Below are 16,545 nucleotides of genomic sequence, written 5' to 3' on the forward strand. Positions count from 1 at the left end.
GTAATTGACATCGATGACAACGGTAATACTACCCAAAAGAAATTTATCAAAGAATAAGTTATTTAAATTTCAAATAGAATAAGCCTCCGGAATTGGGGGCTTATTTTTTATAAAAAGATCCTGGTTGAATACAACCTTCAGGAAATGTTTTTGTAAAAAAAACTCGTTAGAAAAGCTTCTAACGAGTTTTTATTTATTCAATACTGAAAATCACTTTTTCAGTTTCTTCTTTTAATTCTTCCAGATTGGTATTATTGTAGATAATGCAGTCTGCCATTTTAATTTTATCCCTTTCGGGCATTTGTTTTTCCATGACCGCTTCTACCTCGCGGTAGGTTTTATTATCCCTGTCCATTACTCGTTTGATTCTGATGTTATCCTCGGCTGTTACCAGAAGAGATTTATAACATTGTCTGTTAAGTTTCAGTTCAAATAATAAAGCTGTTTCTTTAAAAACTAAATATTTGCTTTGTTTCTTAACCCAGTTTTCAAAATCAATTCTTACAGCGGGGTGAATAATTTCATTCAACTGCTGAAGCAGGTCTCTGTTATTAAAAACTTTATCCGCTACAAATTTTCTGTCATACAATCCGTTTTCATCATAAGCATCTTCACCGAGAAGTTCTTTGATTTTTATTTTCAGATCTTCACTCTCATTAACTATAGATTTTGCTCTGTCATCGGAATAATAAACCGGAAAGCCGAATTCCTCTATGAAGCGCGCTACTGTGGTTTTCCCGGAACCTATTCCTCCTGTTAAACCAATGATCTTGGGTGCTGGTTCCGGCTCTGTCTGCTGTGTTTCTGAATGTAATTCTTCCATGATTAAAAATTAATATCCAAAAACATCATTAAAGCTAAACGTTTCATCAAGTCTTACCCCTTTATCGGTCATCTTAAGACTTGCCAGTTCGTTATGAGCATCATGTTCAAAGAACAATAAATATTCGTTGTCTACACACTGCTTAAGGAATTTCCCTTTTTCTTCCAGTGTTAAAAGAGGTCTGGTATCATATCCCATCACGTATACCTGATTGATATGTCCCGCGGTAGGAATAAGATCGGCTGCAAAAACAACTGTTTTTTCCTGATACTGGATTACAGGAAGCATCTGCTTTTCCGTATGCCCGTCTACGAAGATAACGTCCATCTTCAGATCAGGAGCGAAACCGTAGTTTCCCGTAGTGGGAAGTGGTAAAAAATTAAGCTGTCCGCTTTCCTGCATCGGCATAATATTTTCCTTCAGGAAGCTGGCTTTTTCCCTTGCATTAGGTTCTGTAGCCCACTGCCAGTGATTTTCATTCGTCCAGAAGTTGGCGTTTTTAAAGGCAGGTCTGTATCCGGTTCTGTCGTCATTCCATTCTATAGCTCCGCCGCAGTGATCAAAGTGAAGATGAGTAAGGAATACATCCGTAATATCTTCCTTTATAAAGCCGTATTTTTTAAGATTTTTATCAAGAGTATCGTCTCCCCAAAGAGAATAATGTCCAAAAAACTTGTCATCCTGTTTGTTGCCTAAACCGCAGTCTACCAGGATTAATTTTTTTCCATCTTCAATAAGCAGAGAACGCGTTCCCAGCTCGATCAGGTTTTTTTCGTCTGCCGGGTTTGTTTTTTCCCACAGACTCTTCGGGACGACTCCGAACATAGCGCCGCCGTCCAGTTTAAATTTTCCACATTGTATTGGATATAACTTCATATGTATATTTTGATTATTTCTTTATTAATTTCATTTTCTCCGCAATTTTTCTTGCGTTATCATCAGATTGTTCAAGTTGAGTAATGATGTTATTAAAATCATTCTCTTTTCTGTTCTGAGAAAGTTTTTGTTTGATGAATATTTCGGTTGGAATAACTTTAATCCCAAAAGCACCTTTCATTTCTTTTTCCACAAATTCCCTTCCCATGTCTTTTACCATCATTGGGCATTGCTGGAAATTTTCATATTTAGACGTTAATTTATCCAAATGGGCATACAGTTCATCATGATTCATTATTTCAACTTTTCCGTGAATCTGCACTGCCTCATAATTCCAGGTGGAAACATTCATATGATCATACCAGCTGCTGGATATATAAGTGTGGGCTCCCAAAAAGTCACAAAGAACTTCATCACCATCCTGTAAGGTTTTTGCCTGGGGATTTGCTCTTGAAATATGAGTTTCAATATAGGTATTTTGAGGATCGTCTTCATTAAGCATCATCATAGAATGGGTTGCCCGTACCTTATCAACAGAAGAAATCAGTAAAGCAAAAGAGTTTTCTTTGATAATCTCTCTCATCAAATCGTAATCTTCGCTTCTGTATAATTTAGGTATAAACATAAACTAATCAATTCTCATTAACCTTAAGCCTTAAACTTTAAACCTTGAACTTCAAACTCAAAACTTTGAACTTAAAATAGCTCTCCCGGGTTTTTAGGCCTTGTAATATTCAAATGTTTGTAAGCTTTGTCGGTAACTTCCCGTCCTCTTGGAGTTCGGATAATAAAACCTTCCTGAATCAGAAACGGTTCATATACTTCTTCCAGTGTTTCCGGATTTTCGGCAATTGATGTTGCCAGGGCAGAAATACCAACCGGTTTTCCTTTAAAATTTTCAATCATGACACGCATGATCTTATTGTCCATTTCATCCAGACCAAATTCATCTACATTTAAAGAGTCCAAAGCATATTTTGTGATCTTGATCTCAATCTCACCATTTCCTTTGATTTCAGCAAAATCACGTACCCTTCTCAGTAATGCATTGGCAATCCTTGGCGTTCCACGGCTTCTTCTTGCAATTTCTATCGCAGCATCCTCATAAATGACAACGCCTAAAACCCTTGCACTTCTCTGAATAATGGTTGATAAAAGCTCAATAGAATAATATTCCAGCCTGCTCTGAATCCCGAATCGGGCAAGCATTGGTTTCGTAAGCATTCCGCTTCTTGTAGTAGCTCCCACCAGAGTAAACGGATTTAAGCCGATCTGTACACTTCTGGCATTAGGGCCTGTTTCCAGCATAATATCAATCTTATAGTCTTCCATGGCAGAATACAGGTATTCTTCAACTACAGGAGAAAGACGATGAATCTCATCAATGAAAAGAACATCATTTTCTTCCAGATTGGTCAACAAGCCTGCTAAACTTCCCGGCTTATCCAATACGGGCCCGGAAGTAATCTTGCAGTTTACCCCAAGTTCATTAGCGATAATATTGGCCAAAGTCGTTTTACCAAGCCCCGGCGGACCATGTAATAAAACATGATCTAGTGCTCCGCCACGTCTTTTCGCAGCGGTAACAAAAACCTCAAGGTTCTCCAGCGTTTTTCTCTGTCCCGCAAAATCTTTAAAGCTCTGGGGACGGATCTGCTCTTCCTGCATCAGCTCCTCGTTTGAGTAGTTTTCCTTATCTGGATGTAAAAAATCTGGCATTAATTCATTTCATTTACTTCAAAGATAGCAAATTTAGACAAAGGTTGAAGGCCAGATTGAGAAAACGTTGAGATTGATACAGCGGTTTAAGCCTGGGTTGAAAATGAGAACCGCTAAGATTTAAATAATTGGGATATTTTAAGTATTTTTGAGAGAAGAAATTATTAATACATATTAATGAAATTAATAGGACCATTTAAGCAGGTGGTAACACTTGCTAATTTACCACTAAGAGGAAAACTTTCTGATGAACAGCTTGAAATTATTACAGACGGAGGAATTGTAGTAGATCAGAATACCATTCAGAAAGTTGGAAGTTTTGAAACATTAAAAACAGAAAATCCCACTATAAAAATTGAACATATTGAAGGAGAGCAGATTGTTCTTCCTGCTTTTGTAGATTCACATACCCATATTTGTTTCGGAGGAAACCGTGCCAACGACTTTGCTATGCGTAATGCAGGGAAAACTTATCTTGAAATTGCGGAAAGCGGTGGTGGAATCTGGAGTTCCGTACAGCATACAAGAAATGCATCAGAAGAAGAACTGTTAAAAACTTTAATAGAAAGAATCAACTTTTTGGTTGATCTGGGAATTACTACCATTGAAGTGAAGAGCGGTTACGGTTTGGATGTGGAAAACGAGTTGAAGATGCTTAGAATTATTAAAAAAGCACAGAATGTAACCAAAGCCACTTTAGTTCCAACCTGTCTTTCAGCCCACTTAAAACCAAGAGATTTTGACGGAAGCAATCCCGAATATCTGCAATATATCATCACCGAAATTTTACCAAAAGTAAAAGAAGAGAGCTTAGCGAATAGAGTAGATATCTTTATTGAAAAGTCTGCTTTTCAGCCGGAAGAAAGTAAAGAATTCTTGCTTAAAGCAAAAGAATTAGGTTTTGAAATTACGGTTCACGCAGATCAGTTTACCCCTGGAAGTTCAAGAATTGCCGTAGAAGTAGGAGCGAAGTCTGCAGACCATCTGGAAGCAACAATAGATGAAGATATTCAGTTTCTGGCAGAATCTGATACGGTGGCAACAGCCCTTCCGGGAGCGAGTTTAGGATTGGGTGAGAAATTTACCCCGGCAAGAAAATTATTAGATGCAGGAGCTATTGTAGCTATTGCTAGTGACTGGAATCCGGGATCTGCCCCAATGGGAAATTTAATTACCCAGGCTTCTATTTTAGCCACCTTCCAAAAGCTTACTACAGCTGAAGTTTTGGCCGGGATGACCTTCCGTGCTGCTTATGCATTGAACCTTGAAGACAGAGGACAATTGGAAGCAGGGAAAAAGGCCGATTTTGTCACTTTTAAAACCAATAATTTCCAGAATATACTGTATAATCAGGGAAGCCTGAAAGCAGAACATGTTTATATTGATGGAAATCTGATATAAAATTATTAAATAACCATATTTGTTCTTCAATCGATGCTGATTGAAGAACAGACAATAGGCAAATGACTGAATAATGAGTACTATTTGGCAAGGCAGATTGGACGGAGAAGAACTTCTCTATCACAGAATATTTCAAAGAGTAAAAGAAGAAAGTAATTACGACAATATTGCTGCAGGAGATTTTGCATTGCATGGTTTTGCTGTAGATGAAGGAGTAAGAAGAAACAAAGGACGTCAGGGAGCAAAAAATGCTCCGGATGTGATCAGGAAAAATATGTCTAATTTTCCGGTGATTCTTCCTGACTTTTCTATGCTGGACTTTGGTAATGTTACCTGTGAAGATGGCGATCTGGAAAATACTCAGAATAACCTTGCCAAAAATGTGTCAAAAGTACTTTTAAAAGGGGGGAAATCTCTTGTTTTAGGTGGAGGCCATGAAGTGACGTATGCTCATTATCTGGGCGTTAAAACAGCCTTTCCGGAACAGAAAATAGGAATCATCAATATCGATGCCCATTTTGATAACAGACAGCCGGAAAAAGGAGTAGGGCCAAGCTCGGGAACCGGATTCTGGCAGATTGCTCAGGAGGGACCTATCCATTCTTTGCATATTGGAATCCAGAGAAATTCCAATACATTAAAGCTTTTTGATACTGCTCATCACTATGGAATGAAATATATTCTGGCAGACGAATTATTTTTTGAAAATCTTACCTCCGTCTATCAGCGTATTGACGAACTGCTGGACAGTGTAGATTATGCATATCTTACCATTTGCATGGACGTCTTTAATGCATCAGTCGCTCCCGGAGTTTCCGCGGCGGCATATAACGGTATCTTTGCAGATACAGCTTTTATGCATTTTTACAGACATATCTTAAAAAATAAAAAACTGGTAGCACTGGACGTGGCAGAAGTGAACCCTTCTTTCGATATCCAGGACAGAACAGCAAGACTGGCAGCATGTCTTGTGAATGAATGGCTAATGATTTAAGATAAAGTTATATTCTTCCGATAGAGAAAATCATTATTTTATTGACCCTTAAGGAATGGAATTTGCTGATTTCACCGTGCTTTTAAAATAAAGGCGCTTATAAATTCATTAGCTGAATTTAAAACAGAAATTTATATTATGGAACAATTAATTGAAAGCAAGCTTATTAAAGCAGATAAAGCGTTTTCAGTGTGGAGAAAAGTGCCGTTTGAGGAAAGGCAGAAGTTAATTGCAAAAGCAGCGGAAATTTTAAAGAATAATTCGGAGAAATTTGGAAAGATAATTACAACAGAAATGAATAAACCCATTTCAGAATCTATTGCTGAAGTGGAAAAGTGCGCTTTAATGATGAATTATTATGCAGACGCCGAGAATATTTTACGACCTGAAAAAGTAGAATCGGAATTTGCTTATTCTGAAGTTCACTATGCTCCGAAAGGAGTAATCTTAGGTGTAATGCCGTGGAATTTTCCTTTCTGGCAGGTATTGAGATTTGCTACTCCTGCCATTTTAGCAGGAAATACAATAGTTTTGAAGCATGCTTCAATTTGTTTCGGAAGCGGAAATGCCATTGAAGAAGTTCTTCTGGAAGCAGGTTTTCCTGAAGGTGTTTTCCAGAATCTTGAAGTAGGACATAAGGCGGTTAAGGAAATCCTTGAACATGATACTGTAAAAGGAGTAAGCTTGACAGGCAGTGGAAAAGCCGGAGGAGAAGTTGCTTCAATAGCCGGTTTAAATATCAAAAAATCTTTGCTTGAATTAGGGGGAAGTGATGCATTTATCATTTTCGATGATGCAGATCTTGAAGAAGCAGCCAAAGCAGGAGCAAAATCCAGACTTCAAAACTGTGGACAAACCTGTACAGCGGCAAAAAGATTTATCATTGACGAAAAGATTGAAGATCAGTTCTTACCAATCTTCATTGAAGAATATAAGAAATATGAGATTGGAGATCCTTTAGATAAAGAAACCAAACTGGCCGGAATGGCGAGACCTGACCTTGCTGATGAACTGGAAGCTCAGTTCAACAGGGCATTGGAAAATGGTGCTGAAATTATTATTCCTCTGGAAAGAGTTTCTGAAAATGAATTTAAACCAGGTTTGATCAGAGTGAAGGAAGGAAATCCTATTTTAAAAGAAGAACTTTTCGGACCTCTGGGTATGGTGATGATTGCAAAAAATGATGAAGAGGCCTTACAGATGGCCAATGATATTCCATTCGGGCTTTCCAATTCCGTATGGACTAAAAATAAAGACCGTCAGCTATTCTTCATTGAAAACCTTGAGTCAGGAACAGTCAATATCAACCGTATGACAAGCTCTGATCCCCGTTTTCCTTTCGGAGGATCAAAAGCTTCAGGATATGGAACAGAATTGTCTTTACTGGCTTTAAAAGAATTTGTAACAGCAAAGACAATTGTAGGAAATTAAAAGGATAAAGATGTCATTGCGAGGAAACAAGGAATCTCAGAGATTCTTCACTTCACTTCGTTGCGTTCAGAATGACAAACTACCATTTATAAGTTAACAGTAAACTTTACACTATAAAATAGAAACTCCCGGAAACTTGTTTCCGGGAGTTTTTTATGCTGTTACAAAAAGTAATTTTGCTTATTGCTTATTGCTTATTGCTTATTGCTTATTGCTTATTGCTTATTGCTTATACTGTGGTCAATCTCAATGTATTGGTTTTTCCACCCTCATAGGATGGAGTAGCATTGATGTTGATGACGAAGTCTCCGGTTTCGATATAACCATAGTTGTGCGTTAACATATTGACCTGAATGATCGTTTCGTCGGTAGACTTCTTCATATCATAGTAATAGGCATGAACACCCCAAAGAAGGTTCAGCATTGTGATAACTCTTCTGTTACCACTATATACGATGATATGAGAGTTAGGTCTGTGTGCTGCAAGCTGGAAAGCCGTGTATCCGGAGTGAGTAAGCGTTACAATAGCAGAAACGTTTGTTGTTTTAGCGATTCTTACTGCTGCAAGACATACCCTGTTGGTAATGAACCTTTCATCAATACAGTTATAATCTTTCTCGATTGGCTCATTTTTATGTTGGTAGAAGTGAGTCGTTTCGATATTCTTTACAATTTTAGCCATGTTTTCCACAACCTGTACCGGATATCTGCCTACTGAAGTTTCTCCGGAAAGCATTACAGCGTCAGCTCCGTCCAATACAGAGTTAGCAACGTCGTTTACTTCCGCTCTTGTTGGTGTTAAGCTGTTGATCATGGTTTCCATCATCTGAGTGGCAATGATAACCGGCTTGGAGTAGAATCTTGCTTTTTCTACCAGGTTTTTCTGGATCGCAGGAACTTCCTCCATTGGAACTTCTACACCAAGGTCTCCACGTGCAACCATTAATCCGTCGCATTCAAGAAGGATTTCGTCAATATTTTTAACACCTTCAGGCTTTTCAATCTTCGCAATAATAGGAGTCTTGAATTTACCGTTCGGGTGGTTTGCAATTAATTCTTTCAGGTCAATAATGTCCTGTGCGTGACGTACGAAAGAAAGAGCAATCCAGTCTACTTCCATGTCAAGCATGAAATTAGCATCCTGAACATCTTTTTCCGTTAATGCAGGAAGAGAAACATTTGTATTAGGTAGATTAACTCCTTTTTTAGAACTTAACGGACCTCCCTGAATGGTTTTTGCTTTTACAGTATCTTTTTCATTGGTTTCGATAACCTCCAGCATTAGTTTCCCGTCATCAATAAGGATTCTTTCCCCTACTTTTACATCTTGTGGAAACTGTTGGTACGTCATGTACACCTTTGTGGAATCTCCTTCCATCTTTTCATTGGTGAAGGTAAGAATGTCACCTGGGTTCAGATAAGATCCTTCCTTTACAACTCCCACTCTCAGTTTAGGTCCCTGAAGGTCGCCGAGGATTCCTACAGAATAACCATACTCACTGTTTAGCTCTCTAATTATTTCAATATTTTTTCGAACTAAGTCGTAATCTGCATGTGAAAAATTTATTCTGAAAATATCAACACCCGCTTTCATTAGATCTAACATTACCTCCTTCGACGATGAAGCAGGCCCTAGTGTTGCGATAATTTTTGTCTTCTTTAAATACTTATTCATAATACTGGATAATTTGATAAAGTTCCTCTTCAGAACTCAATGTATAATCTTGAATTGGAAAAACAAGATTTTCAGGGAGCAAAATTACGGAAAAATCAGGAAACTGTTCCGAACTATGCAGAATATATTCCACATCTACCTGATTATTTAATAAAAATTTAATGTTTTCTTCTTCTGTAAAGAGTTCTGTCTGGATTTTTTTTTGCTTACTTTCGGAAGATTTATTGGAAATGAAGGTAAAACAGGTCTTCGAAAACTTGTGATAGGCTTCATATCTTGGGAAAAAATAATCATAATAACCTCCATGAAAGACAAGATCTTTCTTTCTTGAAAAACTGAGGTTGTTGATTTGATTTATTTTGTAGAAAAACTCGTGAGCAGGTATATCTTTGGCTAATCTTACCAATCCTATGGCAATATCTTCAAATTCTATATCATCAAGATCATAAAGTTTTTGAATTTCCAAGTATATTTTCTTTTTTGTTTAAAATATAAAATGCCCTCTGTGCTGCTTTTTCCTCTGCCTTCTTTTTGGAAGTCTCTGTTGCATTAGCAATTTTTTCGTCTCCCAGCCATACATGGCACCTGAATACGACAGATTTATTAGCCTGTATTTCCTCGCAGGTTTCGTACTTTATATTGACTTTCTTCTTCTGGCTCCATTCGAGCAGGAGACCTTTATAGCTTACAATTTTGTTTTCAAGCTTATTGATCTCGGAAGGGGTCAGCAACTTTTCCAGAATAATCCTTTTACAGGTATCATAATGGAAGTCTAAATAAACGGCACCGATTAAGGCTTCGAATAAATTTCCAGAGATATTCTCTCCCAAAGCTGATGAGCTGTTCTGCTTTTGCAAAAGGCTGGTAAGCTTGAGATCTTCTCCTAATTTATTGAGGTTTTTCCTATTAACAATCTTAGATTTCATTTGTGTCAGGTATCCCTCATTGGCCTGAGGATAAGTCTGGAACAAATGACAAGAAATAATTGTACCCAAAACAGAATCTCCCAAAAATTCAAGTCTTTCGTAATTGCTGTCTTGATTTTTAGAAGAATTTTTCAAAGAAAAAGCTTCGCGGTAAAGAGCAATATTCTGTACCTCGGTACCCAATACTTTTCTAAGCTCGGTACTGAGAAAATACTCTCTCTCCGTTAATTGTCTTTTTCTTTTTTTGAGAAGGAATTTAGAAAAGTATTTCTGTAACTCCATTCATTGAATTTAGATTTTCTTAAATAGAACGCAAGCGTTGTGCCCGCCAAATCCAAAAGTATTGCTCATGGCTACTTTTACATCTTTCTTCACAGCTGTATTAAACGTAAAGTTTAGTCGGCTGTCAATATTTTCATCATCAGTAAAATGGTTGATGGTTGGAGGAACAGTACCATGAATAATAGTTCCCAATGCAGCGATAGCTTCAATAACACCTGCAGCACCTAAAAGGTGGCCAGTCATTGATTTTGTAGAATTAATCTGAATGTCATAAGCATGCTCACCTAATAATTTCGAAATTGCATTGGATTCTGCGATGTCTCCTAATGGAGTAGATGTACCATGCATGTTGATATGATCTACTTCATCAGCAGTTAAGCCTGCATCTTCCAAACAGTTTTTCATTACCAGATAAGCGCCAAGGCCTTCAGGATGTGGAGCAGTCATGTGATGTGCATCAGCACTTAAACCACCTCCCAGTAATTCTGCATAAATTGTAGCACCACGTTTTACAGCGTGCTCATATTCTTCAAGAACAATACATCCTGCCCCTTCACCTAATACAAATCCATCTCTGTCTTTGTCAAAAGGTCTTGAAGCTGTTTTAGGATCATCATTTCTTGTAGAAAGTGCCATCATTGCGTTGAATCCACCGACACCACTTGCTGTAACGGCTGCTTCAGAGCCTCCACATACAATCACGTCTGCTTTTCCTAACTGGATCAGCATTTTGGAATCAATTATAGCATTTGCTGAAGATGCACATGCAGATACAGTTGTATAGTTTGGTCCGTGGAAACCGTATTCAATTGAGATATGTCCTGGAGTGATGTCCGCAATCATTTTTGGGATAAAGAAAGGGTTGAATCTCGGAATTTCCGTATTGGCCCATCCTAACACTTCAGTTTCAAAAGTCTCTAATCCTCCGATTCCGGAACCCCAGATTACACCAACTCTGTTTTTATCTACATTGTCTTCAATAATGCCGGAATGCGCTACTGCTTCTCTTGCAGCAACAAGTCCCAATTGAGTATTTCTATCCATTTTTTTAGCTTCTTTCTTATCGAAATGCTGTAACGGATCGAAATTTTTTACCTCGCAAGCAAACTTAGTTTTAAAGTTTGTGGCATCAAAAAGAGTAATCGGAGCGGCACCGCTCTCACCTTTCACAAGATTTTCCCAGTATTCTTTTGCATTATTTCCTATTGGTGTTATTGCTCCAAATCCGGTTACAACTACTCTTTTTAATTCCATAAACTTTGTTTAATTTCTTTTTTGTTGAAGAATATTATTTATTTACTACTTCTTCGATGTAAGCGATAGCGTGTCCTACAGTAGTAATTTTTTCAGCTTGATCATCAGGGATCTGAATGTTAAATTCTTTTTCAAATTCCATGATTAACTCAACTGTATCTAGTGAATCAGCTCCTAAATCGTTAGTGAAGCTAGCTTCAGGAGTTACTTCTGTTTCTTCAACGTCAAGCTTATCAGCGATGATAGCTTTTACTCTTGATGCAATGTCTGACATAGTAAATTATTTTTTTAATTGTTAGATGGTGCAAATATATAAAATTCTTTACGATAAAACATTTTTTTAGCCTTTTTTGTGGACCGGAAGCTTTCATTTTAGATTGTTTCGCTTTAGTCTTTTAGTTTTCAGGAGGTTATATTTACTGTCTGCTGAAGAATATAAATCGATTCTGAATGACTCGGAGATAAATTAAAAGGTAAGTCTGATGAACTTTATCATTACAGGATTGATTTATCAATTGTAAGCCGAAAAAATGAGATTGCTTATTAAGAATTATGACTAAGAACCGATCTCAAATTTAAGTTTGTAAAGAATGATTTTTTTGACAGTTATTATACATACAATATGTATAGCATTCTGTTTTATGGGCGAAGTCCTTTACGGAATCCCATATTATTTCTTTCATCCTTTTTTCTATATTTGGCATTAAACTTATACATAAAAGCTTTATTGAAATTAGGGGATATCGTTTATAAATATAAAGTGGACATTGCAATATATTGTATGTGGTAAAATTATACTTATTGTATATTTTAAAACCTCAAAGACTGTAGATATTATCGGAAGTTTAATAAGTAAATTATGTAGTTTGTGAATTAAAAATAAAATTAAACTTTAAATACCATGGAAGCAGGAAAACGCTCAGTGCGTGAGATCTTTAACAGAGGCCGTAATTTGGAAATACCATTTTTTCAACGTTCATACGTGTGGGAAGAACAACAATGGAAACGATTTTTAGAAGATATGGTGATGGTGTCTGAGACAAAGAAACCATATTTTTTAGGGTCAGTAATCCTAAAACAACAAGAAACTACATCAGACCGTGATTCAAGACTAACAGTAATTGATGGTCAGCAAAGGCTAACAACACTTAATATTTTCATGAAAGTTCTTTGTCTATTAACGGATTCTGATAATGATTTTACAGAAACGTTTAAAAAACAGAGGGATAAGCAAATAATTTTATTACACAATCATAATGATGTTACTTCTTTTAATTCCGTTGTTGGTTTAAAAGAATTAAAAGAGTTTACTGATATTTCAGATAATGATCAAATCTTAAAGGCATATAAGTACTTTTTTGAAAATATACAATCAGATCATAACTTAGAAAAATTAAATTTCTTTGATATTATTGATAATATTTTATTTGTCGGTATCGACCTTAATGTAGGTGAAGATGAACAACAAATATTTGATACAATAAATTCCTTAGGTGTTAAACTTACTACTGCTGAACTACTTAAGAACTATTTTTTTGATCGGAATGAAATTGATAAGTACAATTTATTTTGGAGAGAGGTTTTTGAAAAAGATGATGATACTTACACTTATTGGGACAGAGAAATAACGGCTGGTAGGATTAAAAGAACAGTAATTGATTTATTTTTCTACTCTTACTTACAAATTAAGATTCAAGAGAAAAAGTATAAAGTTAATACCCATGATAAAATAGAATTTTCTAAAGTAGAGAATCTATTTGAATCTTATAAACGATTTATAAAAGAATACCACCTCAATAAAGATGGGGCTATTGAAGAAATAAAGCAATATGCTTTAATTTTCAAAGATAATTTTGAACCAGAAATTATTAATTCAGAATTGTCAGATAGTTATGGTATTGAAAGAATTAACGCAATTATCTTCGGGCTTGAACAGTCAACACTTATTCCTTACGTTCTTTATGTTCTTAAAAATGTAGACGATGAGATTCTAAAAAATGAATTATTTCAGTTTTTAGAAAGTTATATCATGCGTCGAATGGTTGTGAAGGCAACAACAAAGAATTATAACCAATTGTTTACAGATCGGCTAATAAATAATGAAATACTTAGTAAGGATGATCTAAAGAGAATTCTGACTGAAAACGATAATAAAATTAATTATATACCATCTGATGAAGATCTAGTAAAAGGTTTTAATGAATCAATTTTAATTAATTATCAGGCTGCTGGTATCATATATATGATTGAATCTAAAATAAGAGATAAATCTAAACATTCAACCAAACTATTAGGGATGAACAAATATAGTTTAGAACATTTAATGCCGAAGAAATGGGATAATAAATGGGATAAAATTAAAAATAAGGATAATCGTGATTTTAGGAATTTTAAACTTAAAACTATTGGGAATTTAGCGATTATCACTCAGAGCTTAAATGCTTCTATTCGTGATGCTCAATGGTCAGTTAAACGAAAAGGGAATTCAAAAAATAAAGGTTTGACACATTATTCAGGAGGAATCGAAACTTTAGCACCATACTTAGAACATGAGGTATGGAATGAAGAACGAATTCAAGAAAGAGGTGATCATTTGTGTGAACATAGCAAGAAAATATGGTTTTTACAATAAAAAATCATTTGTCGCTAATTATGATATTTGGATAAATGTTTATAATATAAAATTTAAAACCCTCTATATCATTGATATAAAGGGTTTTTAGTTGTTAAAAGGTTTCGTGACCTTTCATTCCGGTGGAGTTGGAGGGATTCGAACCCTCGTCCAAACAAGCAATACATAAGCTTTCTACATGCTTATTCTACCATTGGTTTTCGACTGGAAGCAGAGGATAGACACCCAACGACCAGCTTATCTTCTGAAATTTTCGAGCTTTAGCCAAAGCTTCTAAAGCCTTATTTCTGCATTCCTATATCCCAGGATCAAACGCCGCAGAACAGAGCATTTGTGGAATATCTTGCTTCCCTACTAAAATCTTCGGGAAAACGCTTGATCTACTATACTTCGATATTAAGCTGCAAGAGCGAACTCTTCGTTGCCAGTTAAAATTTTGTAGCAAGGGATTATAGAGATCGCGCTACGGTTCTCTGCATGCTTACTTACCCATTGGTCTTGCTGTCGAAACCAGTCAACCCCATGAATAAAGTGAATGCAAAGATAGTGCTTTTTGTTTACATTTCATTAATATCGATGGTTTTAATAGAAATACGAAGGAAACCAGCATCTCAAAGCTGTTCAAGAATTGAATATATAATTATTGTGAAAAAATATTATAGTCTGTAAACGACTTTTAATACAGGGTTTGTTAATAAAAATGAGATAGAGTAGTGATTGTTTATGGCAATATATTTTGTGTTCTGATAAAAAATGTCTACTTTTGCAATCCAAAATGAGATGTAAAATATGTTAATAATTCCAGTAAAAGATGGTGAATCCATCGACAGAGCTTTAAAAAAATACAAGAGAAAATTTGATAAAACAGGAACTGTTCGTCAATTAAGATCTAGACAACAGTTTATTAAGCCTTCTGTAACTTTGAGACAAGCTAGACTAAAAGCGGCTTACAAACAAAGAGCGCTTAGCAAAGAAGAGCAGGCTTAAGATTTTTTCTTAACCATATATTAATTCACTTCTTAAATTCTTATATTTGAGGAGTGAATTTTTATTTTTATACCCTATGATGCTGGAAAAGTTTTTAGAATACTTACAATTCGAAAAAAGATATTCTTCTCATACCATCACAAGCTACAAAAAAGACCTTGAAGACTTTTCCCATTTCTTTCTCCGAACAGAAGCTTCCGACAATTTAACTAAGGCAGACAAGAAAATTATCCGGAATTTTATTGTCGAACTGAGTGAAAATGACATTTCGAAAAGAAGTATCAACAGAAAATTATCTTCTCTCCGCAGTTTTTATCTTTTTCTTCTAAAAATAGGTGAAATTACGGTTTCTCCCGTTGAAGGGATTTCTTCCCTGAAGTTTTATGCTGAAAAACAGATTCCTATGTCTAAAGAGGAAATGACAGATCTCAATGAAAGAGTTTTTGAACAGGTACATGACGTGCTTGAAAAGTGCATTATGGAGGTTCTTTATCAGACGGGAATGCGTAAAGCGGAACTTTGTGGCCTGATATTTGAGAATGTTGACTTATATGGAAATGAATTAAAAGTAATAGGAAAAGGGAACAAAGAAAGGGTAATTCCCATTTCCAATGAATTGTCTGAACTTCTGAAAAGTTATCTGGAAATAAGAAATCCGCAGACAGAATTTAAATCATATTTTTTCGTTAATAAGAAAGGGAAAAAACTCAATGAAAAATTTGTTTATGTGGTAGTTAATAAGTACCTTAGTCTTGTAACAACGAAAGAAAAAAAAAGTCCTCACATCCTTCGGCATAGCTTTGCTACCCACGTATTGGATAATGGGGCGGAGATCTCCAAAGTGAAAAAAATATTAGGGCATTCCAGCCTTGCCAGTACTCAAGTCTATACGAATGCTAATATTGAACAATTGAAAAAAGTGTTTAATCAGGCTCACCCTCGAGCATCAAAAAAAGAAGAATTATGAAGATTTCAGTACAATCAATTGGTTTAACTCCACACGAACCACTAGAATCACACATCGACAAAAAAGTAAGTAAATTGGATACCTTCTATGACAAAATTCAGGAGTGTAAGGTGTTCTTGAAAGTTGAAAATAATTCGGATAAAGCCAACAAAACTGCCGAGATTATTTTAGCGGTTCCGGGAGACGATATCGTAGTAAAGAAGACCACTACAAGTTTTGAAGAAAGTCTGGACCTTTGCGTTGATACTGCTAAAAAGCTATTAATCAAGAAAAAAGAAATGGCGTAGAAAAAAAAGTTAAAAAAAGTTTATAAAAAATTTGAGAATTCAAAAAATCCGTTCTATATTTGCACTCGCAAAAAAGGAACAGCGATCTTTTGAATTCTTTTTTATATTTGCCTCCATAGCTCAGTTGGCCAGAGCACGTGATTTGTAATCTCGGGGTCGTGGGTTCGAATCCCTCTGGAGGCTCATAAAATATAAACTTTTGGGGAGATTCCAGAGTGGCTAAATGGGACTGACTGTAACTCAGTTGCTTCGGCTTCGTAGGTTCGAATCCTGCTCTCCCCACTTTATATT

16 protein-coding genes, 2 tRNA genes and 1 other RNA gene are annotated in these 16,545 nt (G+C 35.9%); 9 read left to right on the forward strand and 10 right to left on the reverse strand.

Annotated features, from left to right (window positions below; all coding sequences use genetic code 11):
• Positions 1-193: 193 nt before the first annotated feature.
• From coaE to ruvB, 4 genes are all read right to left on the reverse strand, one after another.
• On the reverse strand, positions 194-823 hold the full coding sequence (coaE, locus tag LIV57_RS22305; protein ID WP_227944380.1) for a dephospho-CoA kinase: 630 nt from the start codon (positions 821-823) through the stop codon (positions 194-196).
• A gap of 9 nt (positions 824-832) precedes the next feature.
• Complete coding sequence (locus LIV57_RS22310; protein ID WP_110008254.1) at positions 833-1,699, reverse strand: MBL fold metallo-hydrolase; 867 nt, start codon at positions 1,697-1,699, stop codon at positions 833-835.
• Between the two features lie 13 nt (positions 1,700-1,712).
• A complete protein-coding gene (locus LIV57_RS22315; protein ID WP_227944381.1) occupies positions 1,713-2,324 on the reverse strand; it encodes an FMN-binding negative transcriptional regulator in 612 nt (203 codons plus the stop codon).
• A gap of 71 nt (positions 2,325-2,395) precedes the next feature.
• Complete coding sequence (gene ruvB / locus LIV57_RS22320; RefSeq protein ID WP_110008252.1) at positions 2,396-3,418, reverse strand: Holliday junction branch migration DNA helicase RuvB; 1,023 nt, start codon at positions 3,416-3,418, stop codon at positions 2,396-2,398.
• A 177-nt stretch (positions 3,419-3,595) separates the two neighbouring features.
• On the opposite strand from ruvB, the gene hutI reads away from it, so the two are divergent.
• The 3 genes from hutI (at position 3,596) to LIV57_RS22335 (ending at position 7,244) form a co-directional block, all read left to right on the forward strand.
• Positions 3,596-4,819 (forward strand): imidazolonepropionase, encoded by a 1,224-nt coding sequence (gene hutI, locus LIV57_RS22325; RefSeq protein WP_227944382.1) that lies wholly within the window; start codon positions 3,596-3,598, stop codon positions 4,817-4,819.
• Between the two features lie 73 nt (positions 4,820-4,892).
• Entirely contained in the window at positions 4,893-5,813 is a 921-nt protein-coding gene (gene hutG, locus LIV57_RS22330) for a formimidoylglutamase (RefSeq protein ID WP_227944383.1), read from the forward strand.
• Between the two features lie 138 nt (positions 5,814-5,951).
• Positions 5,952-7,244, forward strand: a complete 1,293-nt coding sequence (locus LIV57_RS22335; RefSeq protein WP_227944384.1) for an aldehyde dehydrogenase family protein — start codon at positions 5,952-5,954, stop codon at positions 7,242-7,244.
• 229 nt (positions 7,245-7,473) lie between these two features.
• On the opposite strand, the gene pyk is transcribed toward LIV57_RS22335, so the two are convergent.
• Genes pyk through LIV57_RS22360 form a run of 5 tightly spaced genes read right to left on the reverse strand, consistent with a single transcriptional unit; the run spans position 7,474 to position 11,655 of the window.
• Positions 7,474-8,919, reverse strand: a complete 1,446-nt coding sequence (pyk, locus tag LIV57_RS22340) for a pyruvate kinase (RefSeq protein WP_110008248.1) — start codon at positions 8,917-8,919, stop codon at positions 7,474-7,476.
• The gene (locus tag LIV57_RS22345) at positions 8,912-9,385 is read right to left on the reverse strand and encodes an IPExxxVDY family protein (RefSeq protein ID WP_110008247.1); all 474 of its coding nucleotides are present in this window, start codon (positions 9,383-9,385) and stop codon (positions 8,912-8,914) included. Before LIV57_RS22345 ends, pyk begins: the two co-directional genes overlap by 8 nt.
• The gene (gene rnc / locus LIV57_RS22350) at positions 9,363-10,127 is read right to left on the reverse strand and encodes a ribonuclease III (RefSeq protein WP_076594972.1); all 765 of its coding nucleotides are present in this window, start codon (positions 10,125-10,127) and stop codon (positions 9,363-9,365) included. The genes LIV57_RS22345 and rnc overlap by 23 nt, the downstream gene beginning before the upstream one ends.
• 9 nt (positions 10,128-10,136) lie before the next feature.
• The gene (gene fabF, locus LIV57_RS22355) at positions 10,137-11,381 is read right to left on the reverse strand and encodes a beta-ketoacyl-ACP synthase II (protein ID WP_002976350.1); all 1,245 of its coding nucleotides are present in this window, start codon (positions 11,379-11,381) and stop codon (positions 10,137-10,139) included.
• A gap of 34 nt (positions 11,382-11,415) precedes the next feature.
• Positions 11,416-11,655 carry an acyl carrier protein gene (locus tag LIV57_RS22360; RefSeq protein WP_002976354.1) on the reverse strand — a complete coding sequence of 80 codons (240 nt, stop codon included), beginning with the start codon at positions 11,653-11,655 and terminating at the stop codon, positions 11,416-11,418.
• A 627-nt stretch (positions 11,656-12,282) separates the two neighbouring features.
• Between LIV57_RS22360 and LIV57_RS22365 the strand changes: the two genes are divergently transcribed.
• Positions 12,283-14,013: a DUF262 domain-containing protein gene (locus LIV57_RS22365; RefSeq protein ID WP_227944385.1), complete on the forward strand. Its 1,731-nt coding sequence runs from the start codon at positions 12,283-12,285 to the stop codon at positions 14,011-14,013.
• A gap of 120 nt (positions 14,014-14,133) precedes the next feature.
• Here the strand turns inward: LIV57_RS22365 and ssrA are convergent.
• Positions 14,134-14,535: a transfer-messenger RNA gene (gene ssrA / locus LIV57_RS22370) on the reverse strand.
• A gap of 267 nt (positions 14,536-14,802) precedes the next feature.
• On the opposite strand from ssrA, the gene rpsU reads away from it, so the two are divergent.
• The 5 genes from rpsU to LIV57_RS22395 all read left to right on the forward strand — a co-directional run bounded on the left by rpsU (position 14,803) and on the right by LIV57_RS22395 (position 16,536).
• Positions 14,803-15,000, forward strand: a complete 198-nt coding sequence (gene rpsU / locus LIV57_RS22375; RefSeq protein ID WP_034693154.1) for a 30S ribosomal protein S21 — start codon at positions 14,803-14,805, stop codon at positions 14,998-15,000.
• A 79-nt stretch (positions 15,001-15,079) separates the two neighbouring features.
• On the forward strand, positions 15,080-15,967 hold the full coding sequence (locus LIV57_RS22380; protein WP_227944386.1) for a tyrosine-type recombinase/integrase: 888 nt from the start codon (positions 15,080-15,082) through the stop codon (positions 15,965-15,967).
• Positions 15,964-16,254 carry an HPF/RaiA family ribosome-associated protein gene (locus LIV57_RS22385; RefSeq protein WP_002976393.1) on the forward strand — a complete coding sequence of 97 codons (291 nt, stop codon included), beginning with the start codon at positions 15,964-15,966 and terminating at the stop codon, positions 16,252-16,254. Before LIV57_RS22380 ends, LIV57_RS22385 begins: the two co-directional genes overlap by 4 nt.
• Before the next feature lie 109 nt (positions 16,255-16,363).
• Positions 16,364-16,437: transfer RNA gene (locus LIV57_RS22390), tRNA-Thr, on the forward strand.
• A gap of 18 nt (positions 16,438-16,455) precedes the next feature.
• Positions 16,456-16,536 (forward strand) — tRNA-Tyr (locus LIV57_RS22395).
• Positions 16,537-16,545 lie beyond the last annotated feature (9 nt).

Origin of the sequence: Chryseobacterium sp. X308 (assembly GCF_020733145.1) — a bacterium.
In the GTDB taxonomy this organism is placed as follows: Bacteria; Bacteroidota; Bacteroidia; order Flavobacteriales; family Weeksellaceae; genus Chryseobacterium; species Chryseobacterium cupriresistens.